The 21,125-nt window shown below is 53.9% G+C and carries 19 protein-coding genes and 1 tRNA gene; 8 read left to right on the top strand and 12 right to left on the bottom strand.

Translation table 11 applies throughout. The features are described from left to right. The first annotated feature begins 31 nt into the window (after window positions 1–31). The 3 genes from VFT64_07135 to VFT64_07125 all read left to right on the top strand — a co-directional run bounded on the left by VFT64_07135 (window position 32) and on the right by VFT64_07125 (window position 2,962). Window positions 32–784: a cyclic nucleotide-binding domain-containing protein gene (locus VFT64_07135; GenBank protein ID HEU5047598.1), complete on the top strand. Its 753-nt coding sequence runs from the start codon at window positions 32–34 to the stop codon at window positions 782–784. A 200-nt stretch (window positions 785–984) separates the two neighbouring features. Then, entirely contained in the window at window positions 985–1,953 is a 969-nt protein-coding gene (locus tag VFT64_07130) for a type II secretion system F family protein (GenBank protein ID HEU5047597.1), read from the top strand. 58 nt (window positions 1,954–2,011) lie between these two features. Then, window positions 2,012–2,962, top strand: coding sequence for a type II secretion system F family protein (locus tag VFT64_07125; GenBank protein ID HEU5047596.1), 951 nt, complete (start codon window positions 2,012–2,014; stop codon window positions 2,960–2,962). 297 nt (window positions 2,963–3,259) lie between these two features. On the opposite strand, the gene VFT64_07120 is transcribed toward VFT64_07125, so the two are convergent. The 3 genes from VFT64_07120 to VFT64_07110 form a co-directional block, all read right to left on the bottom strand. Next, window positions 3,260–3,439 carry a hypothetical protein gene (locus VFT64_07120; protein HEU5047595.1) on the bottom strand — a complete coding sequence of 60 codons (180 nt, stop codon included), beginning with the start codon at window positions 3,437–3,439 and terminating at the stop codon, window positions 3,260–3,262. 96 nt (window positions 3,440–3,535) lie between these two features. After that, window positions 3,536–3,856 (bottom strand): hypothetical protein, encoded by a 321-nt coding sequence (locus VFT64_07115; GenBank protein HEU5047594.1) that lies wholly within the window; start codon window positions 3,854–3,856, stop codon window positions 3,536–3,538. Between the two features lie 129 nt (window positions 3,857–3,985). Then, the gene (locus VFT64_07110) at window positions 3,986–4,348 is read right to left on the bottom strand and encodes a hypothetical protein (GenBank protein HEU5047593.1); all 363 of its coding nucleotides are present in this window, start codon (window positions 4,346–4,348) and stop codon (window positions 3,986–3,988) included. 341 nt (window positions 4,349–4,689) lie between these two features. On the opposite strand from VFT64_07110, the gene VFT64_07105 reads away from it, so the two are divergent. Then, a complete protein-coding gene (locus VFT64_07105) occupies window positions 4,690–5,055 on the top strand; it encodes a hypothetical protein (GenBank protein ID HEU5047592.1) in 366 nt (121 codons plus the stop codon). A 127-nt stretch (window positions 5,056–5,182) separates the two neighbouring features. Next, on the top strand, window positions 5,183–7,195 hold the full coding sequence (uvrB, locus tag VFT64_07100; protein HEU5047591.1) for an excinuclease ABC subunit UvrB: 2,013 nt from the start codon (window positions 5,183–5,185) through the stop codon (window positions 7,193–7,195). 97 nt (window positions 7,196–7,292) lie between these two features. Here uvrB and VFT64_07095 read toward each other — a convergent pair whose 3' ends face one another. Continuing rightward, window positions 7,293–7,550 carry a hypothetical protein gene (locus tag VFT64_07095; GenBank protein HEU5047590.1) on the bottom strand — a complete coding sequence of 86 codons (258 nt, stop codon included), beginning with the start codon at window positions 7,548–7,550 and terminating at the stop codon, window positions 7,293–7,295. A 158-nt stretch (window positions 7,551–7,708) separates the two neighbouring features. Then, window positions 7,709–8,134, bottom strand: coding sequence for a hypothetical protein (locus VFT64_07090; protein HEU5047589.1), 426 nt, complete (start codon window positions 8,132–8,134; stop codon window positions 7,709–7,711). A gap of 154 nt (window positions 8,135–8,288) precedes the next feature. Between VFT64_07090 and VFT64_07085 the strand changes: the two genes are divergently transcribed. Further along, window positions 8,289–9,626, top strand: a complete 1,338-nt coding sequence (locus tag VFT64_07085) for an ammonium transporter (protein HEU5047588.1) — start codon at window positions 8,289–8,291, stop codon at window positions 9,624–9,626. A 135-nt stretch (window positions 9,627–9,761) separates the two neighbouring features. Here the strand turns inward: VFT64_07085 and VFT64_07080 are convergent, their stop codons facing one another. Genes VFT64_07080 through apaG form a run of 3 tightly spaced genes read right to left on the bottom strand, consistent with a single transcriptional unit; the run spans window position 9,762 to window position 11,733 of the window. After that, on the bottom strand, window positions 9,762–10,832 hold the full coding sequence (locus VFT64_07080; protein HEU5047587.1) for a 5-(carboxyamino)imidazole ribonucleotide synthase: 1,071 nt from the start codon (window positions 10,830–10,832) through the stop codon (window positions 9,762–9,764). Beyond that, a complete protein-coding gene (gene purE / locus VFT64_07075; GenBank protein ID HEU5047586.1) occupies window positions 10,829–11,320 on the bottom strand; it encodes a 5-(carboxyamino)imidazole ribonucleotide mutase in 492 nt (163 codons plus the stop codon). The genes VFT64_07080 and purE overlap by 4 nt, the downstream gene beginning before the upstream one ends. A gap of 20 nt (window positions 11,321–11,340) precedes the next feature. Beyond that, on the bottom strand, window positions 11,341–11,733 hold the full coding sequence (gene apaG, locus VFT64_07070) for a Co2+/Mg2+ efflux protein ApaG (protein HEU5047585.1): 393 nt from the start codon (window positions 11,731–11,733) through the stop codon (window positions 11,341–11,343). Window positions 11,734–11,755: 22 nt separating this feature from the next. Here apaG and VFT64_07065 point away from each other — a divergent pair, with 22 nt between their 5' ends. Together VFT64_07065 and VFT64_07060 are read left to right on the top strand one after the other, a co-directional pair. Beyond that, window positions 11,756–12,628 (top strand): YihY/virulence factor BrkB family protein, encoded by an 873-nt coding sequence (locus VFT64_07065; GenBank protein ID HEU5047584.1) that lies wholly within the window; start codon window positions 11,756–11,758, stop codon window positions 12,626–12,628. Window positions 12,629–12,679: 51 nt separating this feature from the next. Next, window positions 12,680–12,753 (top strand) — tRNA-Gly (locus tag VFT64_07060). 86 nt (window positions 12,754–12,839) lie between these two features. On the opposite strand, the gene VFT64_07055 is transcribed toward VFT64_07060, so the two are convergent. From VFT64_07055 to VFT64_07040, 4 genes are all read right to left on the bottom strand, one after another. Then, entirely contained in the window at window positions 12,840–14,507 is a 1,668-nt protein-coding gene (locus VFT64_07055) for a hypothetical protein (GenBank protein HEU5047583.1), read from the bottom strand. Between the two features lie 136 nt (window positions 14,508–14,643). After that, entirely contained in the window at window positions 14,644–16,251 is a 1,608-nt protein-coding gene (locus VFT64_07050; GenBank protein HEU5047582.1) for a GNAT family N-acetyltransferase, read from the bottom strand. Window positions 16,252–16,345: 94 nt separating this feature from the next. Continuing rightward, window positions 16,346–16,630 carry a hypothetical protein gene (locus tag VFT64_07045; protein ID HEU5047581.1) on the bottom strand — a complete coding sequence of 95 codons (285 nt, stop codon included), beginning with the start codon at window positions 16,628–16,630 and terminating at the stop codon, window positions 16,346–16,348. 233 nt (window positions 16,631–16,863) lie between these two features. Continuing rightward, the gene (locus VFT64_07040; GenBank protein ID HEU5047580.1) at window positions 16,864–21,078 is read right to left on the bottom strand and encodes a hypothetical protein; all 4,215 of its coding nucleotides are present in this window, start codon (window positions 21,076–21,078) and stop codon (window positions 16,864–16,866) included. Window positions 21,079–21,125: the final 47 nt, after the last annotated feature.

Here is a 21,125-nt window from a genome sequence, read left to right as displayed (position 1 = left end):
TCGCGTATAAAATCTGGCGATGAAAAACCGTATGGCGGAGATCAAAATAAACGCTGGTGAAGTCCTGTTCAATGAAGGGGATGTGGCCGACGTAGCTTATGTAGTGACTTCGGGCAGCATAGAGCTTGCTTATGCTCAGAATGCAACGCAGGTCAGTCTGGGGAAAGTCGAAGCGGGTAGGGCATTCGGCGAACTGGCCATTTTCGATCCGGATGCGCTCAGGCCCTATACGGCGGTAGCGCTGGAAGACACAACATTACAACCGGTCTCGCTGGAAGAATTCCAGAAATTATTCGCAGCCTGTCCGGACATCATCAAACCCTTGCTGCTGCTTGCGTTTGAAAAGATCCTTCCTACCCGCACCAAAGTACAGGCTCCGGTAACGCTGGTACCCAGGGGCGACATTGCGACCATCACCATTGCACCGGGTACGGATGTGCTGCGGGCACAGTTCAAGCCCGTGGAAATACCGGCGAGCGCGTTGCCATTCCGCATCGGAGGTTATCCGGAAGACGGAGAGCGTAACCGCAAAGACCAATTGCATCTGGCCATCGCATCGCATAAAAACCCGATGATAGTTTCACGCCAGCATTGTGAAATCACCGTGGATGATAAGGATAATATCGTTGTTTCCGATCTGGGCAGTCGTTTCTGCACGATTGTCAATGGTCTTATGATCGGCCGGGGTCGTGGCGTATACAGCGCGCCACTGCAGAAAGGCGATAACGAGGTGTATCTGGGCAGCAAGGATACTACGTATAAGCTATTAATTACGTGCGGCTGATCCTCGTGTAGTTTGCGGCAAAAAAGTCGCACTACCATAGAAATATCTCTCCTCGCTCCGATGCCGTGCCATACAAGACTAGAAGCAGCGGCGCCATTAACGAAATCTTAACGGGGGTTTGGTATATTTCACGTTGCAAGTGCTTAATATATCGTTAATTATGAACACTAAACATATCAATAATCCTTGGGGCCGGCATCATGGATAACATATTGCTTCCGGCGGCAGCGGCGGGATCGGTATTCGTGATCTGCCTCGTGGCTGCGCTGAAGCTGCTTTCGAGCGATGAGTCCCAGCGCAAACAGGCGCTGCTCGGCCGCATCATGCAGGATAGCCGGGACAGTGCGTCGACGGTCGGACAGGAAGTCAGCTATGACCAGCTTCTGAAATACAGTCCGGGCGATGCCGCTTCGTTCCCCTATAATCTGCCGGGTGTCCGCCAGACGCGCGACCTGCTCGTGCGTTCGGGCATGTGGGAACAGCGCGCGCTGGTTATCTTTTTTACGATAGCGTTATTTTTCGGAACTATTTTCGCCCTGCATAATCTCGGAGCGATTGCCATTCTGATTGGCCTGATCCTGGCGTATCTCGTGCCCCGCAAATATTTGAACAGCAGGATCAATAAACGTAACCAGAAATTTCTCGACATGTTCCCCGATGCGGTGGATCTGATCGTACGCAGCGTGCGTTCCGGTCACCCTATCAACACCGCGATGCGCATGATTACCGAGAATATGGACAGTCCGATCCGCGACGAGTTCAAGCAGGTGACGGACGAGGTATCTTACGGACGTACGCTGCCGGAAGCACTGAAGCGCATGTCGTCTCGTCTGGGATTGCAGGACGTGGATTTCTTCGTGGTTGTGCTTTCCGTGCAACAGGAGACTGGCGGCAGCCTTACGGAAGTATTGACGAACCTTTCCTCCATTATCCGTAAGCGTAAACAGCTGCGTGCAAAAATCCGGGCTATGACTTCGGAAGGCCGCGCGACTTCTTATATTCTTGGCGGTATTCCGGTCGTGGAATTCTGCGCGCTTTATTATATCACGCCCTCCTATCTCGATCCGCTTTTCACGACGCTGACGGGAAATATTATCCTTGGGGCGGCATGCACACTCATCGTTATCTCGCAGATCGTGATCCGCGCGATGATCGACATTGACATATAGGCAGGCTGCACATGGATCGCAAACATAGCTATAGCTTAACGGTGCGGGAGAGGATGTAATGGAAAATAACACCTTGCTTCCTGTCGTCGTTGCTGCGGTTGTATTCCTGCTGTCCATTCTGGGGGCAGTGCTGTTTTCGGGAAAAGCCAAAACGTCCGAGCGTCTTAAGAAGCTCCGCGAAGACCGCGATACAGGCGGTGGCGGCAATGATACGGATAACGATTATTTTCTTGAATCGCTGCGTTCGGAAAGAGAACCTGCGGCGCTCGCGGTGTTTCTGGCTTCCATGTTCAAGGCCATCGGCATGGATGTGGAGGCATTCCGCGTCAATAACCAGCTGCGTTTCTACCAGGCCGGTATTCAATCGCCCGACGCACCAATCTATTATCTGTTCTTTACGCGTGTGCTGTCGGTGGTGTTTGTATTGGTGGCGATTCTGATTGCGACACGCGACGATGCTGCAATGCTGGATTATATCATCGCACTTCTGATTGCGATGGGCGGGCTTTTCGGTGCGGATCTGCTGATCAAGAATAAACAGGAAAAGCGCAAGCAGATGCTGCAGCGTTCATTTCCTGACGCGCTCGACCTGCTGCTGGCCTGCGTGGAATCCGGCCTTGCACTGGACGGTGCGCTCTTACGTGTATGTAAAGAGCTGGGGCGTGCCCATCCGGATATTACCCAGGAATTGAACCGCACCCGCGTTGAACTCAGCTTGCTTAACGACCGTGCCCAGGCGTTGAATAACCTTGCGGAACGCAACGGCCTTCCGGCTTTCCGGGCGCTCGTCACGGCGCTGCTGCAGTCGGAAAAGTTCGGTACCAGCCTGACCGATACGCTGCGTGTGATGTCGGAAGATTACCGTACCCAGCGTCTCATGCGCGCGGAAGAAAAAGCCGGACGTCTGCCCGCGCTCATCACCGTGCCGCTGATCGTGTTCCTGCTGCCTGCATTGTTCCTGATTATTCTGGGGCCGGCTGTTATCGGTATTGTGGCGGCGTTTAAGTAGAGGATAAGTTGTTTCACTCCTGCTTCGGCCTGCTGGCCTTCGCAATGAGCCTGACGCCTTCGGCGACTAAAGGGCTCAGCCTACTGGCTTCGCTTTTGTTCCATATTTTCTTAGAGTGTCATGCCAGCGGAAGCTGGCATCCAGAGCAACAAGATGGCTGGATTCCTGCGTCTGCAGGAATGACAAGCAATAAAGTATAAGTATTGCGTTGTGGCGGAACACCTCCCCGAGAACCCGGAGGGCTTCGGGGAGGTGTCTGTCACGGGCGCCTAATATCGTTGTCAGGCGCCGCAGCGATCAACGCGACTGCTGCTTGTTGCGCAGGAGGCGACGAAGAGCGCGTTTGGGGAATATGAGGATGAACACGGCGCTGACGATTGCTATGGCGATGCCGCGAACCAGATCTTTAGTCGGGCGTTCCTGAGCATCTTCTTCAGGCATTAATCCTCTATTCTCAAACATAGTGGGATCAATCATAACGGAGCACCTCCCCGAGAACCCGGAGGGCTTCGGGGAGGGCTCGTTACGCGGCGACTGATGTCGTTTTCAGGCGCCGCAAGGTTCAACAGATGGTCACATCCAGAACTTCCTGTCTAGGAAGCGGCGTGGCATCTGTATGTAGATGTAGTTGATGATGATCGGTTCTCCAGTTGGCGTGATCGTTAACTTGCTAACGAATGGTTCCTCGGGCATCACGTCGCATGGAATGAAGAAGTTGAGCTGGCGAGGGGGTGAGAAAAGCTTCTTCTTCTTCGGAAGCTCTCCCGTTACCTCGTCGACCTCACCCTTGTCTCGCTTCATACCTGCGATAACCAGAGCGGCGCCTGCCGCAGCGAGTGCAGCAAGTCTAGCCTTCGCCGCATCTAACAGATGATCGCGATCTTCTTCAGGCATCAACCCTCTATTTCCAAACATAGTAGAATTAATCATAACGGAACACCTCCCCGAGAACCCGGAGGGGTTTCGGGGAGGTGGCCGTCACTGGGGGGCGCTGGACGACGTTGTCACAGCGCCCCGCAGGGATCAGATGTGCAGGTACCGCTGCCGCCGCCGGTTGCGGACGATGAAGCCCACGATGGCGACGATCTCCGCCGCGAAGGTGATGGCGGCGGTGACGGTCTGCGGGTCGATCGTGGTCGACTCCGTCTTGGTGACAGCGCTGGTCGGGTCGATCTCGTTCGCCGTTTGCTCCGCCTCGTCGGCCTGACTGCGGAGGCTGCCGGCGTAGCCGCGCAGCTCCGTGGCCGTGGTGCGGTTCTTGGCGTCTGCCGCGAGCCGCTCCCGACGCGCAGTGAGCGCGGCGCGGGCATTCTCGGACAGGGCACCTTCGGTACGTCCCGTCACCTTGATCTCGAAGTCCTGCTCGGTCGTGTCCTGGTCGGACATGGTTCTGATTCCCTTCGGATTGCGGAAATTGCTTTCCGGCACGCTGAGGTCAGTCCTGTGAAATCTCCCTTCGGGTTGGAAAAACAGGCTGAAAACAGCGAAACCGTTTTTATTTTAACAAATTTATGAGGTTGTCTTCTAGACAGGAAATTATGAAGTTTTTGTGACAGTTGCAGTGGGTAATAGAAAAAAGACGAGTCAATGTGATACAATAACCGAGATACACCCGTTTGCGGCAAACCAATAGGTTTTCTGCATCCGGTTTTGCGGCTGCGCGAATTTGCGGTCGCGGCAAGACAATGCCCAATGCACCATTTCGGTGCTGGAAGAAAAGGAACCACGTGACCGGCGAACGATTCCCTGTCGAGTTCCGTCCCTATCTTCGCGTACTTGCTCTGGATAGTCTTCTCTGGCTGATCGAGTTGTTCATCCGGCAGGAGGGTAACAAGATCGAAGAGAAAGAGCTTCTCAACGAGGAGAAGTTTTTCTCCTGGGTTGGAGAGCACTTTCCCCGGAACAAGTACCAAGACGTGAGCAAGGTGCCGGCATACGAGTATTTTGCTATTGCCTACCTTTCTCACCCTGAGCGTCTCTTGCGAGAGCTTGGGCGCCTTCAGGGACAGGGATTCCTTGAGCGCTGCAGGATGGAGGATGCTTCGTACTTCAGGATTACTGAGGTGCTGCTCTCCAAAATTCTCGCACGCTGACTTGCGTTAAAAAAAGATGAACGGCTGGCGACCGTTCCAGGATACTATCTTCTGCTTCGGCAGTCTGGGTGTCCCTAAACCTCTCCCGCTTGCAAAGTAAGGCTTTCGGCGGTATTCTACCTCTCTTATGTTCAAGATCAGTTCCAGCTATACTCCCGCAGGAGACCAGCCGCAGGCTATTGCCAAGCTCGTGGAGGGCGCGAACGCGCATGCGCGTGACCAGGTATTGCTTGGTGTAACCGGATCGGGCAAGACATTTACGATGGCGCACGTGATCGAGCAGACCCAGCGCCCGGCCATGATCATGGCGCACAACAAGACGCTGGCCGCGCAGCTTTACAGCGAGATGAAATCCTTCTTCCCGGACAGCGCCGTGGAATATTTCGTTTCCTATTACGATTATTACCAGCCGGAAGCCTATATCGCCAAGAGTGATACATTCATCGAAAAAGACTCTTCGATCAACGAACAGATCGACCGCATGCGCCATTCGGCCACGCGCAGCCTGCTGGAAAATCCGAATAACGTAATCGTGGTCTCCTCGGTTTCCTGCATCTACGGTATCGGTTCGGCGGAGACTTATTCGGATATGACGCTGACGCTGAAAAAGGGTGGGATAATCGACCGTACGCTGCTGCTCAAGAAGCTTATCGAGCTGCAATATGAGCGCAACGATCTGGATTTCCACCGCGGCACGTTTCGCGTGCGTGGCGACTCGGTGGATATCTTTCCGGCGCATTTGGAAGACCAGGCATGGCGGGTTTCGCTGTTCGGCGATGAAGTGGAGTCGATTACCGCGTTCGATGCGCTGACGGGGAACAAGACGCACACATTCGATGCGGTGAATGTCTATGCCAACAGCCATTATGTTACGCCGCGTCCGACGCTCGAGCGTGCCATTGTCTCGATCAAGGAAGAATTGAAAGAGCGGCTGGAATATTACCATTCCATCGGCCGCGTACTGGAAGCGCAGCGATTGGAACAGCGCACGATGTTCGACCTTGAAATGCTCATGGAGACGGGCACCTGCAAGGGGATCGAGAATTATTCGCGCCACCTGACCGGCAGCAGGCCGGGCGATCCGCCGCCGACATTATTTCAGTACCTGCCGAAGAACGCGCTTTTGTTCATCGATGAAAGCCATGTCACCGTGCCGCAGATCGGCGGCATGTATAATGGCGACTATGCGCGCAAAACCGTACTGCGCGATCATGGGTTCCGCCTGCCTTCGTGCCTTGATAACCGTCCACTGAAATTTGAGGAATGGGATAGAATGCGTCCGCAGACGGTTTTCGTTTCCGCGACGCCCGGTAAATATGAGATAGAACAGACGAAGGGCAAGGTCGTGGAGCAGATCATCCGCCCAACCGGGCTGATCGATCCGCCGTGCATCATTAAGCCTGTGGCTTCGCAGGTGGATGATCTGATGGCCGAATGCCATGAGCAGGTGAAGAAGGGCTACCGTGTGCTGGTGACGACGCTGACAAAGCGCATGGCGGAGGAGCTGACTGAATATATGCAGGAGGCGGCGCTCAAAGTCAGTTACTTGCATTCAGACGTGGATACGCTGGAGCGTATTGAAATCATCCGTAACCTGCGTCTTGGCCAGTTTGACGTGCTGATCGGCGTGAATCTGTTGCGCGAAGGTCTCGATATTCCCGAGTGCGGACTGGTGGCGATTCTGGATGCGGATAAGGAAGGGTTCCTGCGTTCGGAAACCTCGCTGATCCAGACGATCGGCCGCGCGGCACGCAATGTGGACAGCAAGGTGATTCTTTACGCAGACAAGATCACACGTTCGATGAAGGCGGCGCTCGATGAAACCGAACGCAGGCGTAAGCTGCAGTCTGAATATAACCGCGAGCACGGTATCACCCCGGCTTCGGTGAAGAAAACGATCCATGACGTGATGCAGAGCGTTTACGAGCAGGATCATTATACGGTGGATATCAACAGGGATCATTCCATCCCTGAATTCTCCGGCAAGGATCTGGCGGCGCATATCGAGCGGCTGCGCACGCAGATGTTGGCGGCGGCGGCGAATCTGGAATTTGAAGAAGCGGCTCACCTGCGCGATGAGATCGACAAGCTGCAGAAAGCTGCGGAGAAGCCAAAGAAGCCAGCAGGAAAGAAGAAGTAGAAAATATGACGGACACCTCCCCCGCTCCGAAGAGACAAGGGGAGGGCCGCCGGGGCGCGTTGCTATGAGAGCCAGCGCGTCAGAAGGGGCAGGTCACTCAGACAGCGAGCGCCCGCAGGGTCAGGAACAGCACCAGAAGACGGATGCCTGCGGCCCGTTCCGTGTGCGAGTAGTTCGAGGTTTCACTCCTGTAGCGCCCGATTGCGGCGATTGATTCCGCGTTTCGGATGCTGATTGCCGGAGTGAAGATCCGGTAGGCGACACGAAGGCACTCAATCTCCCTCGCCGTCGGCGGAACATCATCCGTGTTGAGCTGCTGGATGAATCCCTCGAACGGCCCGTCGAGCATGGACAACCTTTTCCCCCTCGGGTAGGTCTTCCTACTTATGCCGTGCTAACGGTTTGTGAACTTCTTGCAAAGACACGCATGACGTTAACAACAGCCTAACCTTCCTATTTTAAAGGATATATAAAATTGCGACAATCCGGGGATTGTGAAGTTTTTGTGACAGTTTAGCGAGATCTTGTGTTCCCCTGTTCTTTTTCTTTCCTCAATTCAGTAGATGCCTCGCTGAAAACGCGGCCTTCTTCCCTTCGATTATCGTCATCAGGGGGGTATAGTTCTTTGACGGCACGGCAGAATGTGGCCAGATCGTTCTTATCAGCGATATTCTCGAGCTGATCCAAAGTGTCAAGGAACGCTCTGATTGGAGGTTCCAATACATCTGCTGGCCAGTATGTTATATGTTTTTCATCCGGCGCTCCTTTCCTTGCGAGAGAAAAAGCATCTTGGTATAGCTTTTCAGCCCTGATGATAATCTCCTGCGGTGTTACTCCGCTAAAGACGGCTTCAAAGACGGATCTTGCAGGTTCTTCAACAAAACTTGAGCGCAGATTATTGCGAATACGATTTTCAGCGGCTTTGCCGGTAAAGCTCATGGTCGATGGCCTTGCTATAGATTGATTTTGCAATACGTTATCATGTAAAAGTTACGCAATGGTTAACCAGGTGCGCTGCACTACCATAAATTGCCGTGACAGCATCCCCTTCTTTGTGTTAAATAAGCCCATTCCAACCACTCTTCTGTATTGTATGAAAAAACTGTCATTCCTGCTGTGCCTTGCCGCGTGTCTGCTGCCGCAAATCGGTTTTGCCGATGCGGCTCCTGTCAAAATCGATGCCGGTGATACGGCATGGATGCTTGTTTCCACGGCGTTCGTGCTGATGATGCTGATTCCTGGCCTAGCCTTGTTTTACGGCGGCATGGTCAGCAAGGAAAACGTGCTGGGCGTTCTGGCGCAGAGCTTTATCATCTGTTGTGTGGTGAGCGTGCTGTGGGTGGCTTACGGTTACAGCTTTGCATTCACGGCGGGAAAAACGGCGTTTCTGGGAGGTGACAGCCGCCTGCTGCTGCATGGGCTCACGCTGAAATCTGTTTCCGGGCTGGCGGGCACAATTCCTGAGTCGGTCTATATCATGTTCCAGCTTACCTTTGCCGCCATTACCTGCGCGCTGATTCTGGGCGCGGTGGCGACGCGCATCAAATTCGCATCGATGCTGTTGTTCATCGTGCTGTGGTTCACGTTCGTCTATATCCCGATTGCGCACTGGGTCTGGGGCGATCATGGCTGGCTTGGGGGCGTGGGAATCGACGGCTATCAGGGGCTTCTAGGCCTTGGAGCGACACTGGATTATGCGGGCGGCACGGTTGTGCATATTAATGCCGGTATCGCAGGTCTGATGGCTGCCATTGTGCTCGGCAAAGGATACGACTTCAAGAACCGCCGCCGCAATACGCCACCTTATAATATCGGCTGGAGCCTTGTGGGCGCGGCGATGCTGTGGGTCGGCTGGTTCGGCTTCAATGCCGGCTCTGCCGTGACTTCCGGCGATCGCGCAGGCATGGCGATGCTGGTGACGCATGTGGCGACCGCGGCTGCGGCCATCGGCTGGATGGTGGTGGAATGGCTGCATTTCAAGAAGCCGACCGTGCTCGGCATTATTTCCGGCGCGGTTGCCGGGCTTGTGGCGATTACACCAGCCTGCGGGTTTGTGGATGTAGGCGGTGCGCTTTGGATTGGTGTGATTGCCGGGGTATGCTGCTATTCCTGCACGCAGATCAAATATAAGCTTGGATTCGACGATACGCTGGATGTGTTCGCCGTGCATTGCGTGGGCGGTATCATCGGTGCGATCCTGACCGGGGTCTTTGCCGTGGAAGCCATTGGCGGCGTCAAAGGCGCGCTGGAAGGCAATATGAAGCAGGTGCTGGCCCAGTGCCTTTCCGTCGGCATCACTATCGGCTATTGCGCGATTGTGAGCTATATTCTGTTGCGCATCGTGAAAGCCGTCATGGGGCTTGCGATGTCCGATACGGATCAGCGTATCGGGCTCGACCAGAGCCAGCACGGCGAAATGATCTATGGGTAGTGGTTTATTATAAGGGGCGAGCATAGATCGCCCCTTCGCTTACGCTACCCCTCTAAAGAGGTCGTCGCTACGCTCCTCCATGCCATAAATAATGCTTATCACCCTAGCGAGAGGATACGCGGAGGCGTTCTAAACTTATTCTCTGGTCAGATGTAGTATGTTGACATGGCCCATTTTGCGGCCGGGGCGGCTTTCTTTTTTGCCGTACAGGTGAAGCTTCGCGTATTTGTTGGCGAGGTATTTTTCGATTCCGAGTACATCGTCGCCGATCAGGTTAAGCATCTCTGCTGCGCAAAGAGGCTGCGTGCTGCCCAGCGGCAGGCCGCATACGGCGCGCACGAGCTGCTCGAACTGGCTGGTCGCGCAGGCGTCCATTGTCCAGTGGCCGGAATTGTGCGGGCGCGGAGCAATTTCATTCACCAGCACTTCTCCGGTTTTCGTGACGAACATTTCCACGGCCAGAAGTCCGCGCACATCGAGCGCATTGGTGATGGCGAGGGCGATTTCCTCTGCCTTATCCAGTAATTCCTTTTCCAGCGGGGCGGGAGCGATGGTCTGGCTGAGAATGTGGTTTTTATGATTGTTCTGCACTGGCGTATAGACGCTGGTTTCACCATCTTCCCCGCGCGCTACGATCACGGATATTTCCATGCGGAAGTCGACAAAACCTTCCAGAATGGCCTCATGCGTATGAAGTGCCTTCCACGCGCTTTCCAGCATTCCTTCATCTTTTATCGTAACCTGTCCCTTGCCGTCATAACCCAGTTCCGCCGTTTTCAGGATAGACGGAAAACCGATTTCTGTTGCGACCTGCTTCAGTTCCTCAAGCGAGGTGACGGTGCGGAATTTGGCCGTTCCAATGCCAAGCGCATTGATGAAACTTTTCTCGCGTATGCGGTTACGCCCGACTTTCAGCACATTCGCATTCGGGAAGACCGGCTTTTGCTGTTCCAGTAATTCCAGGCATTCATGCGGCACGTTTTCGAACTCGAATGTCACCACATCCACATCGCTTGCGAAGACCCGCAGGGCTTCCTGGTCGTCATAGGCGGCCACGGTGGTTTTGTGGGCAACCTGTGAGGCGGGAGAGTCCGTTTCCGGCGTGTAGATATGCGCGAGATAACCCAGTTCCGCCGCCGCCATGGCTGTCATGCGGCCGAGCTGGCCGCCGCCGATAATGCCTATGGTTGCGCCGGGGCGGATCATTGCGGGGCCTGCTTGACGGATTTGGTTTGCTTGTCGCGGAAAGCGGCGAGCTTCTTCGCGAGCCCTTCGTCGGAAAGGGCAAGAATAGCCACCGCCATCAAGGCTGCGTTGACCGCGCCTGCCTTGCCGATGGCCAGCGTGCCGACCGGTATGCCTGCAGGCATCTGAGCGATGGAGAGAAGGCTATCCATGCCTTTGAGGGTTTTGCTTTCCACCGGCACGCCCAGCACGGGCAGCGGCGTCATGGAAGCAGCCATGCCCGGCAGATGCGCCGCACCGCCAGCACCGGCGATGATTACTTTAATGCCTTCATCTTTGGCGGATTTGGCGAAGCTGTAAAGCCTGTCTGGCGTGCGGTGTGCGGAGATGATATGGCAGGCATGGTCCACGCCCAGTTCGTCCAATTTTTCCGAAGCGTGGATCATGGTTTCCCAGTCGGACTGGCTGCCCATAATAATCGCAACAGGCGGAGACTTCTTCTTTGCCATTACCAATCCTTTTATGATCTCTAATTCGGTTTACCCATGACGAACGGGCTGTCGAGTGAAAAGGCGGGAACGTCGATCTCGATTTTCTCGCCGTTTTCCAATGCCATTTCGTAGGTGCCCATCATGATGCCGGAGGGGGTTTTCAGCGGTACGCCGCTGGTATACTCGAAAGCTTCACCCGGCGCAAGCACGGGATTTTCGCCGACCACGCCCGCACCGCGCACTTCCTGCACACGGCCGAAACTATCGGTGATGCGCCAGTAGCGGTTCAGCAGTTTGACGGTGTCTTTCCCGTGATTTTCCAGATGGATGGTGTAAGCCCATACATACAGATCCTCATCGGGTTCCGATTGGTTGTCGAGGTAGTGCGGAGAGACCGTTACCTTGATATCTTTTGTGGTTTTTGTGTACATAACGACTTATATATAGGGGCGTATGCAAAAATATCAAGGAACCCCCATACTGTCAGCAAAAACATTGTTGGGTTTGCTGGGTAAGGCCGCAGTCAATACCGTGCGCCATGACGGCATCGAACATGCCGGATATCTGGCGTTTCTGGGGCTGCTGGCGCTGTTCCCGTTCCTGGTGTTCATTGTGGCGCTTGCGGGCTTTTTTGGGGAAGGGCAGGCGGGGAATGAGTTTATCCGGCTGTTTTTCAGCTATTTGCCGCACGATATGGTGCAGGCGCTTAAACCCCGCATTGCCGAGATTATTTCCGGCCCGCCCCAAGGGCTTCTGACCATTTCGATCGTGGGAGCAATCTGGACGTCTTCCTCCGAGCTGGAAGGCTACCGCACGGTGTTGAACCGGGCTTACGATGTCACTTCACCGCCTGCTTACATATGGCGGCGGCTGCTTTCCATTGCGCAGACGCTGATCCTGTCTTTCGTGCTGGTGGTGTTCATGCTGGTGTTGGTGGGCGTACCGCTTGCGTGGGAGAAACTGCCGTTTCTGGCCAAGCATATACAGATGGATACCGCACTCGGTGACCAGCTCACGCATGCATCGCTGCTTGCGATTTTCCTGGTGGTGGCGGCCGCGTATTATTTCCTGCCCAATATTAAGCAGAGCCTGCAATCCGTAGTGCCCGGCGCTTTTGTGGTGACGTTTCTGTGGTTGCTTTCCGCGCGGCTGCTGTCGCTCTATATCTCGCAGTTCCGGCAGGTGAACCTGATTTACGGATCGCTCGGCGGCATTATTGCGGCGCTGCTGTTTTTCTATGTCAGCAATATCATTTTTATCTACGGAGCGGAGCTTAACCACCTGATAAAACTGGCGCTTGGTGAACGGATTGAGCGCAGGCGCTAAAGTAAACCTTGCAATTTCCCTGCCCGGTACTTATAACCCTATTTCCCCCGCGCGGGTGTAGTTCAATGGTAGAACATCAGCCTTCCAAGCTGAATACGTGGGTTCGATTCCCATCACCCGCTCCATTCTCCTTATCAAACTTCTGCTACGATTACCCCCCATTGCGTTGCTTTTGTGCTCGAAGCTCACGTATCAGTTATACGCTATATAATCACCGGCTTCTGCCCTCACTCATTGTCGGAATACCCATTTTCCGGCAGAATTCCTTTCGTTCGAAAGCACGGTCCGCTGCAATTGCAGCGTTCAGGGCAATTTCTGCTGTGCGGCAATAACCTTCCACCACAAGATGATTGATTTGTCCGAATTGTATTTTCTCTAACCCGCCTCGTTGCAGGTCTGCCGCAAACAGGAAATTTGGCTGGGCTATGCCTTCCTGGGTACCGCTTTCAAAAGACTCGCGTGCGATGTCGATGCTTTGTGAAAGATTGAGGGGTAAATATACGGCATCCGGATCGTTATACACTCCCTGTTGCAGCAGGTTTCCCAGATGATAGCTGCCATACATGGCTGCATAACTGCCTTTTGTATCTGTTATCCATGTCTTCATCGCCCCTTCACGGGTAGTCGTCATTTCCTCTTTGGTTGTCTCGGCTCTATAGGCCAGCTGGCCCAGCGGGTCGTTAGGCAGGGATTGCATATTCTCACGATATGCCAGCTGCATGATAAATTCAAAATTCTTGCGTGCCGCGCCGGGGCAGAAAGAATGCGCATCGTCTTTTTCGGATAGATATTTCTCGCCGCATTGCCTGATATTTTCCAGCGTAGTTTCAAAATCCAATATAGTTGCATGATCCAGCCGGCTCTGCGGCCAATCTTTCTCGCTGTCTGTCCGTTGGGTAGGGACTTCAGGCGGATTGGTCTGCTGTAAGGGGGAAGACTGTTTGCCTGCCTGCTCCTCTGTATCTGGCAGGCGGGGAAACAATTCAACGCCGACGGTATGAATACCTGCCCGTTTACATGCAAGGGTCAGCATTGCCATGGGCAGCAGGGCTGTCCTGTCCAGATGAGTTTCTCCGATAATAATACGCAAAGGCTTGTGTTCTTTATCCGCCTTTTCCTTGGCCGCTTTGACCAGTTTGTAGATACCCTCGTAAAGAAGCTGTGTATCCGGCAGATTCTGGTCGCGTGGGTGAACCTTATTCCAGTTCTTTTCTAATCTTTCCACTACTCCGGCTTTGCCAATTAGAGGAAATGTTACAGTATGGCCCTTATCCAGTCCTATGATCCGCGTGTCGCGGGTTCCTTCCATCCTCTGGCGTTCCTGGGGGGAGAGGGATGTAATAAAATCAATAATTTCTTTCTTATTTTCGCAGTAGATAAGCCCTGTATTGGCGCGCTGTAACCACGCGCTGCTTTGGGAGGGAGAATTTACTCGTTCCAATTCTATCAGAGCTGAATGTTTCTCCGGTGCCCAGTGGCGGTCTATAACAGAGCTGATCATATTGAGCAGATTTCCCCAAGCCAGCGCTTCGTTTGTCTCTCCAGCATCGGAAACCCTGCCATGAATCCCTAACATCAGTTTATGCATAGCTTCCGGCGACAATTCACTGGCTGCTTCCACGCATATTCTTCCCAGATCGGAAAAGCGCAGATTCTCTCTGGCGGGCAAATGCCCGATCGCATCCGGTGTTAAAACGGTAATCGACTTCTCGGGGCCGAGCGTTTCATTAATGCGGTCAATTACTTTTTGCCATTTGGCGCTGTTCTCCGGATGGGTGATACTGCCACGGCATAAATTATCGACGATCGTCAATAATTCAGGCGTAGGGATTTGGGGGGCGTTTGCAAACGATAAGCGATCGAGTGCTTCTTCCGGCATGTTATGCAGATGATCAGGAAGCTGCTTTATTTCGTCTATGGTTAGAATATGTTGTTCTGGCAGATGATTTCTCTTGGATTGATTTCAGTAGTCAGTTTTCCATAAGACTTTCCTGGGCCTATCCTGCAAGCAGAAACTAGAGTACTGCCTTAAGTTTTTGCGGGGCCTTATCCGGATATAATATAGCTTCCAGTTCATCCGAGCCAATATTGTATAAGTTACGCTGCCTTGGCGTTCCATTTATATCTGTGTAGGGAGATTGTGCTGCAGGAATAGAGTCAACAGGCCCCGGATTCCTGACGAACCTCTGCAGCAGAATATTTCTGGCTTTGTTTTCCGGGTCCACCATCGCGCGCAACGCATTCAACCTTAATTCGTCATGCGCCCATTCCAGCGCCTTTGTCAGTGCGTCCTTTACAGGCACATCATGCTGGTAATGCTTGTCTATGAAGATGCCAATTTCTGCCTCATGCTTTTCTCCTTCCTGTCTCAGGCCCAGAAGTTCGACTGCGCCCACCAGTTCACCCTGTTCATTGCGTATGGCGAAGATGTAATTATCTTGTTCAAAGGCCTCGCGCATATATTGATCGACGCTTCCTATTTGCTGTGCGCTATCCTGCAGGGGCATTTTGTGGCCGCTGGCATCCTTGCGGGCATTTAGCGGCGCAAAATGAAAATCCTCCGTCTGTGCGATTTGCAGCAGGCTTTCGTAATCTTCTTCGGCAAGGCCGGAAAGATAGAAGCGCTTTCCCTGTAACGGGATGTCGGGAATCGGTTTCTTATCTGAAAGCTGCGAGACATTCTTCGTATTTTCCAGCGCCTGATTAATACGTATGATTGCCTGTTCCCTTGTATCTTTTATAAGGCCTTCTTTTTCTATAAATTCCGCAACCTGTTCTATAACCCCTTTGCGAATGGTTTCAGGCTGTTGCCGCACAATATGCGTTGCGAAGCTATATATTTCATTTGCCAGTGCGTCATTTTCCGTCGTTACGTCAGGCTTCGTAGAGATGGAATAAAGGGAATTGGCTATGAATGTGACAGCTTTGCTCACCAAGTCCCATCGGTAATGAGGCGTTCCTCCTTCGAGGCCTTTGCGATACTTGCTTCGTTCTTCGAAGGTTCCCACAAGACCTAGAACGTTAGCAATATTGCCGGACCATCCTGCAAGACGCAGGGGTTTTTCCTGTATATGCATGAAAAACTTCTTGAGAGGACCGGCTTGCCGGTATTCTTCATGATCGATCTCTTTTTCCCGGACGAGCTCTGCTGCGGTCCAGCCCGCTATAAGAACGGCTGCTGCGGCTTGTTTCCTCGGATTTTTCTGATTGAGTCCTGCTTTAAAAGCGCTGATGCCTCCGATAACTTCCAGTGTAATCTTAACGGCATTAAAATGGTTTTGCAGGAAATCATAGATATTCTCGAGCAGGCCTTCGGGCTTTGCCATGTCTTCAACGCCCATTGTGCTCTCGCGCGGGATAGCAATGCCTTTGGTCTCCAGATGTGCTTTTAATTCCTTTATATAGGCATCGAGCTGGCGGCGTTCATTTTTGCCGCCAAATGCTATGAGTAGCGCATCGCCTGTGCCGAATGCGAGCCCCGTACCTATCTGGGCTTTGTCGTGGCGACGAAAGCCGGATGTCATGCTGATGACGTCGGCTAATAAATAGAATATACCTGAGGCACGCAGGCTATTGCTGGTGAGCGGTGAGGACAATGTGTGGGACTGTTCCGGATTATTCAATGAATTGCCTTGCCTGAGGTTGCAGGCTGAAATTTATTAATTAATCGCGTTAAGTTGTCCAGTCTTTACATACGATATTCCCGCAGGAATCGGTCTAAACCGTTCCCCTCAGCAAAAGCCGGTTGTATCTTTCGATGATCACGTAAAATATGCCTGCTCCCAGCACAATGGAGGACAGAAGCGTCATCCAGAAGCCGAGCGGTGTATTGTCATCCAGAAACAGCAGCGGAACGTTTGCCAGAACCCACGCCATGACAGAGACCAGCAGGAGTGTCTGAATGTTGGACGACAGGGCGGAACCGCATAGTGGGCACGCCAGGTGCGGACGTTGCTGATACCAGGGGATAATCGTATTGCAGGATGGGCAGGCGGCGGACATGGCTGACCTCATTTGACAATTTGCTAAGAAGTTATTCCAAAAGTCTGCTATGCCTTGCTGCAAATGGTGATTTTCCTGTCTTCCGCTGCTCACGTACTTTTATGTACGCTGCGCTGCGGTTCCAGGAAAATTACCATTCTCGCAGACGGCCTAGCGACTTTTGAAACAACCTCTAACCCGCTACTGTGCAATGATGGCACGCGTCCCGTCAAATCAAAAACTGATAAAAAGCGTTAAGCTTTACGCCAGTAGCCGCCCTGGGTGAAGTTACCCCAGCCCCAGCGCAGCCAGCGGATCAGTGCGAAAGCGAGCCACAGCGACCAGACCAGCATCAGCACGCGGTATACCCACAGCGATACGGAAATCACGCAGGCACGCGGCAATTGTGCACCGGTGATATCCTGATACCAATGCAGGCTACTGCCGTAAGAGCCGTTTCCGGTGATGCGCATATCCGGTGTGCCAAGGAGGCCCGAGCAGATATTGATGAACAGTTCATGAATGCCGATACATGTCAGCACCAGTAGGCCGATCTGGATCAGGTTGAACTGCCAGCTGCGCAGGTCTGTCCTGTCGCCAAGATACGCGCGCCCGCCCAGCGCCAGCAGCCATGCAATAATCAGAATATCCGAACTGATGGCGGCCTGGCTCAGCCCTAGCAGAAGCAGGAACCAGTGGCGCGTGCGCAGTGGCGTGAACGGTATCCTGCCAAGTCCCAGCGCGAGAATGACGATCACCGGCAGCCAGCTCCAGAACAAAACCGCCGGGCCCATAAGCGGACCGGAGGCGAATAATATCCAGCGTTCCTGCGGCATCTGCATATTGATGGTGGCATTGACCGAGCGGGATTTGCCGAGTTTCACTTCCGGTGTTTTCAGGTGGACGGGCAGGTTGCCTTCCTCTTTCCAGCGAATGGTGAACCGGTTCTCTCCCGGCGCAAGCGGCAGCGTTAGCACGCCGTCTTTGAGTTGCAGCGGCAGTATCTGATAATTCTTACGGACTTCCAGCAGCACCGCGTGTGCAGGCAGTGTCACTTCCTGCTGTCCGCCGAGGCTGCTGCGCATGCTGATCGCCAGTGAGCTTTCCTGCGAACGCTGTTCCGGTGTGACATCCAGTGTCGTACTGTCGATCGTGCTCGTATCACCTTCCACGCCGACAGGGCGAGTAACAGCGATGTTTAGTGTCTCGCCGGGCCAGGGTTGCCACTGCCACAGACCGTTTGCATTTGCATTCTGCAGGTAGACGCGTGGAATGCCTTCCAGTTTCACATGCCACAGATTGCTGGTGCTCAACTGCCAGAGCTCTGCCCAGGGCTTGTCTTTAGCGGCTGTAAGTGCGATGGCGGAGGATGGCTTGATAACGGATTGCCAGCTTACCTGTGCCACACTAGGGTCAAAGCTTGCAAAGGCCAGTTCGTCTTTCACCTTCAGTGTTGCAGTGGTGACGGTTTCACCCGGCAGCAGGGGAATCTCCACCGCGGCGGGCTCGTCATCCGGCGTGAGGCGGCGGATTGTTGTCAGCACCTGCCACTGCGTGCCGAGCACAAGGCGACGCTCCAGCTGGAAGAAAGGCGTGATGCTCGTGCGCTGGAAAGATTTTTCCGGTGCGGCAGCATTGTCCGTGACCTGTTTTTCCGTACGGGTGAGCTGGATAGAATTATCCGCCGCCCCATTTTCATGTATGCCCTGCACATTCCACCCTTGCGCTTCGGCAGAAGTATAATGCGGTGCGACCGGCAGGCTGATGCCTATCGAATCCTGCCCGTGCGGAAGCGCGCCGACCAGCTTTACCTGATAGACGCCGCGAGTGAGGTTCACGAAAAGATAGCCGTTGCTTTCGGTCAGGCTTTTTGCCGGTTTGTCATCCACCATCACAGCAGAGGGACGCCAGTTGCGTGTTCCGCCAGGCAGCGGCAGGGCGATATTTTCCTGCGCGTGCACTTCCTGGAAGATGGTCAGCAGATCGTTTGTGACCGTGATCTGCGTATGCGCAATGGTTGCGCAATTCGGCGCGCAGGCGGGTGGCGTGTTGAGCGACTCCGTGAACCGCTTCTTCATTTCTTCCAGCAGTTCTGAGGGCGGAAAGGCTGTGTCTGATGCGGATGTGTGTGCGGTATCCGCCCGTGCCGTATCAGGCGCCATGAAGCTCAAGCCGCAGGCAAGCATGAGCGCAGCTGTGCTGGCAGCCGTTCCACGCAGATTGCAGAGTTTTGCGAGCGGGCAGAGCAGGGCTATAAACGCCAGCGTTGCAATCACGCGCACAAACGCGATCAGCAGGTTCTGCTTGGCTGAGATCAGAAGCAGCGAAACGTGCGTGGAAGGATCCACATTGCCGTTCCACGTCAGAGTGACAGCGTTATTGCGCCATGTCGTTTCGCCGAACCCGGTCTGGACTTTGGTGTCCGGAGCATAGGTTTCATAGTTCTGCGGTTGCGTGCCGTATCCTGATGAACCCAATCCGGCACCGGCTTCCATTTTGGCAAAGGCATTATGGCGCCGTGTCTTTAACTGACCATTAACGCCACCGGATATGGAAAGCTGTTTCGGTGCGGCCAGCATCGGCGCGGGTGGCGGAGCAACAGGTGCAACGGCAGCGGCATCAAGCATCTCTGTTTCCTGCGGCACAACAGGCTTATTTGCTTCTGCTATTCCACTCATAGGCGCAGTTTCATTCTGCATTGCATAGCCCCCGTTGTAGCTTGCCGGGGCAGTGTGAAGCTGCGGGTAGATGGCTTCGCGCAAATGTTGTACGGCAAAGGGCAGCACGAGGCATATGATAGAAAGGTAAACCAGTGCCTGACTCCAGCTGACTAGCAGATGGAACCTGCCTTGAGGAATGTGACGCAGAATCGCTGTGGCCGCGAGCACGGCCAGTATCAGCGGAATGAAACCGGGCAGTTCATGCTGCATCAGCACGAAGCTCGTGCCTGCAAGCAGGGCGCGCCGGAAGCCGAATAGTTTGTAGACGGAGACCGTGGCGATCATGACGAGGAAAATATCCAGCAAGGACCAGCGGCCTATCCAGGTGGGATAGGCTTTGTCAGCGCCACTGTAATCAAACAGCGTCCAGCCCGGTGGTAAATAAAGGCGTTCGCTTACATTGTCGAAACTGTTCTTCCAGCCTGTTGCCGGCAGATCCGTCCTTGCCGGAGCAATGCGCCCCCCGGCCTGCATGTTAATGTAACCCTCGCGTACTTCCAGACCGGAATTGCCTTTGCCGTCCAGCGTGGTGATGTATTGCTGTTTGCCGTTAATGGTCGCATCGCCGAGCGTGACGCCGTTTTCCACTTCCAGACGTGAGCTTTTGCGGATTTCGCCGTTGATGCTGTCGCGAAATGTATATCCCTGTCCGTTGAAATCGAGCCAGATATCACGCGAGAGGCTTAACCGGTCAGGAGTATCTTCCGAGACGCCGCGTTTCTTTTCCGCAAGGGTGAGATGGCTTGTGCGTGTCATGAGATAGGCGGGCAGGTTCGACCATTGCGGCGGCAGATCCGTTTGGGACGGGTCGATCAGCGTCACGCCTTTGACATCCACTAGGCGCAACCGGTTATTTTCCTGAAACGACCAGATTTCCTGTTGCGGCAGGATACCGTTTTGCGGCGGCAGATCTATGGAGGTGACCGCATTCTGTGCGCGGGCGGCGATGTTGATATACCATGTGCCGGGGTTCAGACGAGCACGCAGGGTTCCATCCTGTTCCAGCCTTACCGGCAGATTGCTTTCCACATTCGTCGGGATAAAATTTGCGGGGAGTATCTTGCCCAGTTCTTCCTCCCGTTGTTTGCCGGAGACCTGCAGTTCTATGTCCGTCTCGAGCATCGCAGGAATTCCGTCCGTGAGTTTACGGAATAGTTTTGCTTCGAGATGATTTTCCTGTACGGCCTTGGCGGGCTTTTCCCCTGCGGCAATCAGCGCATAGCCGTTGCGAATATCCGGCGTGGCGATTTCATGACCTTCTACGCTCAATTGTACCAACGCGACGGTTTCGGGAATCTTCAGGCTTTCGGGCATGCTTTCCCAGTGAAAGCGGCCGGTGATTTCATAATGCCCCTGATTCAGCAATATTGCGGGTGAAGCGCCATCGGCGGTCAGCACGACAGCCTGTTTCCCATCTAACTGCACATCCTGTGGCCAGGCTGCCGCATTGCCGGGTAATACCAGCCATTGCGGTTTCTGATCCGGCGTATCGTAGATCGTGACGTTATAGGTGAATGAACCGCCGCCTGCATTCAGGTCGAGATCAAGCTTTGTCTGCCAGGCGCAGATTTTACGGCTCACATCGCTGTAATAAAAAGGGCAGGTGTTGTTATCGATACCGTATTTCGACCAGGAGATCCAGGGGCGGAGAGGGGCAGGCACCTGCGCGTCCGTAAAAGTCTGAGCCAACCCGCTATGCGGCAGGCAGCATGCCAGTGCCAAAAGCGCGGCTGAGAGTGTACGGCGCATAAATCCCCCTTAAGCAGTTGCTTTATACAACCTAAAGCTTATTTGGC

Source organism: Rickettsiales bacterium (genome assembly GCA_035765535.1).
GTDB lineage: Bacteria > Pseudomonadota > Alphaproteobacteria > Rickettsiales > JABCZZ01 > JABCZZ01.
Note: the sequence above shows the minus strand (reverse complement) of the source record. Positions and strands in the feature narration are given on the sequence as shown.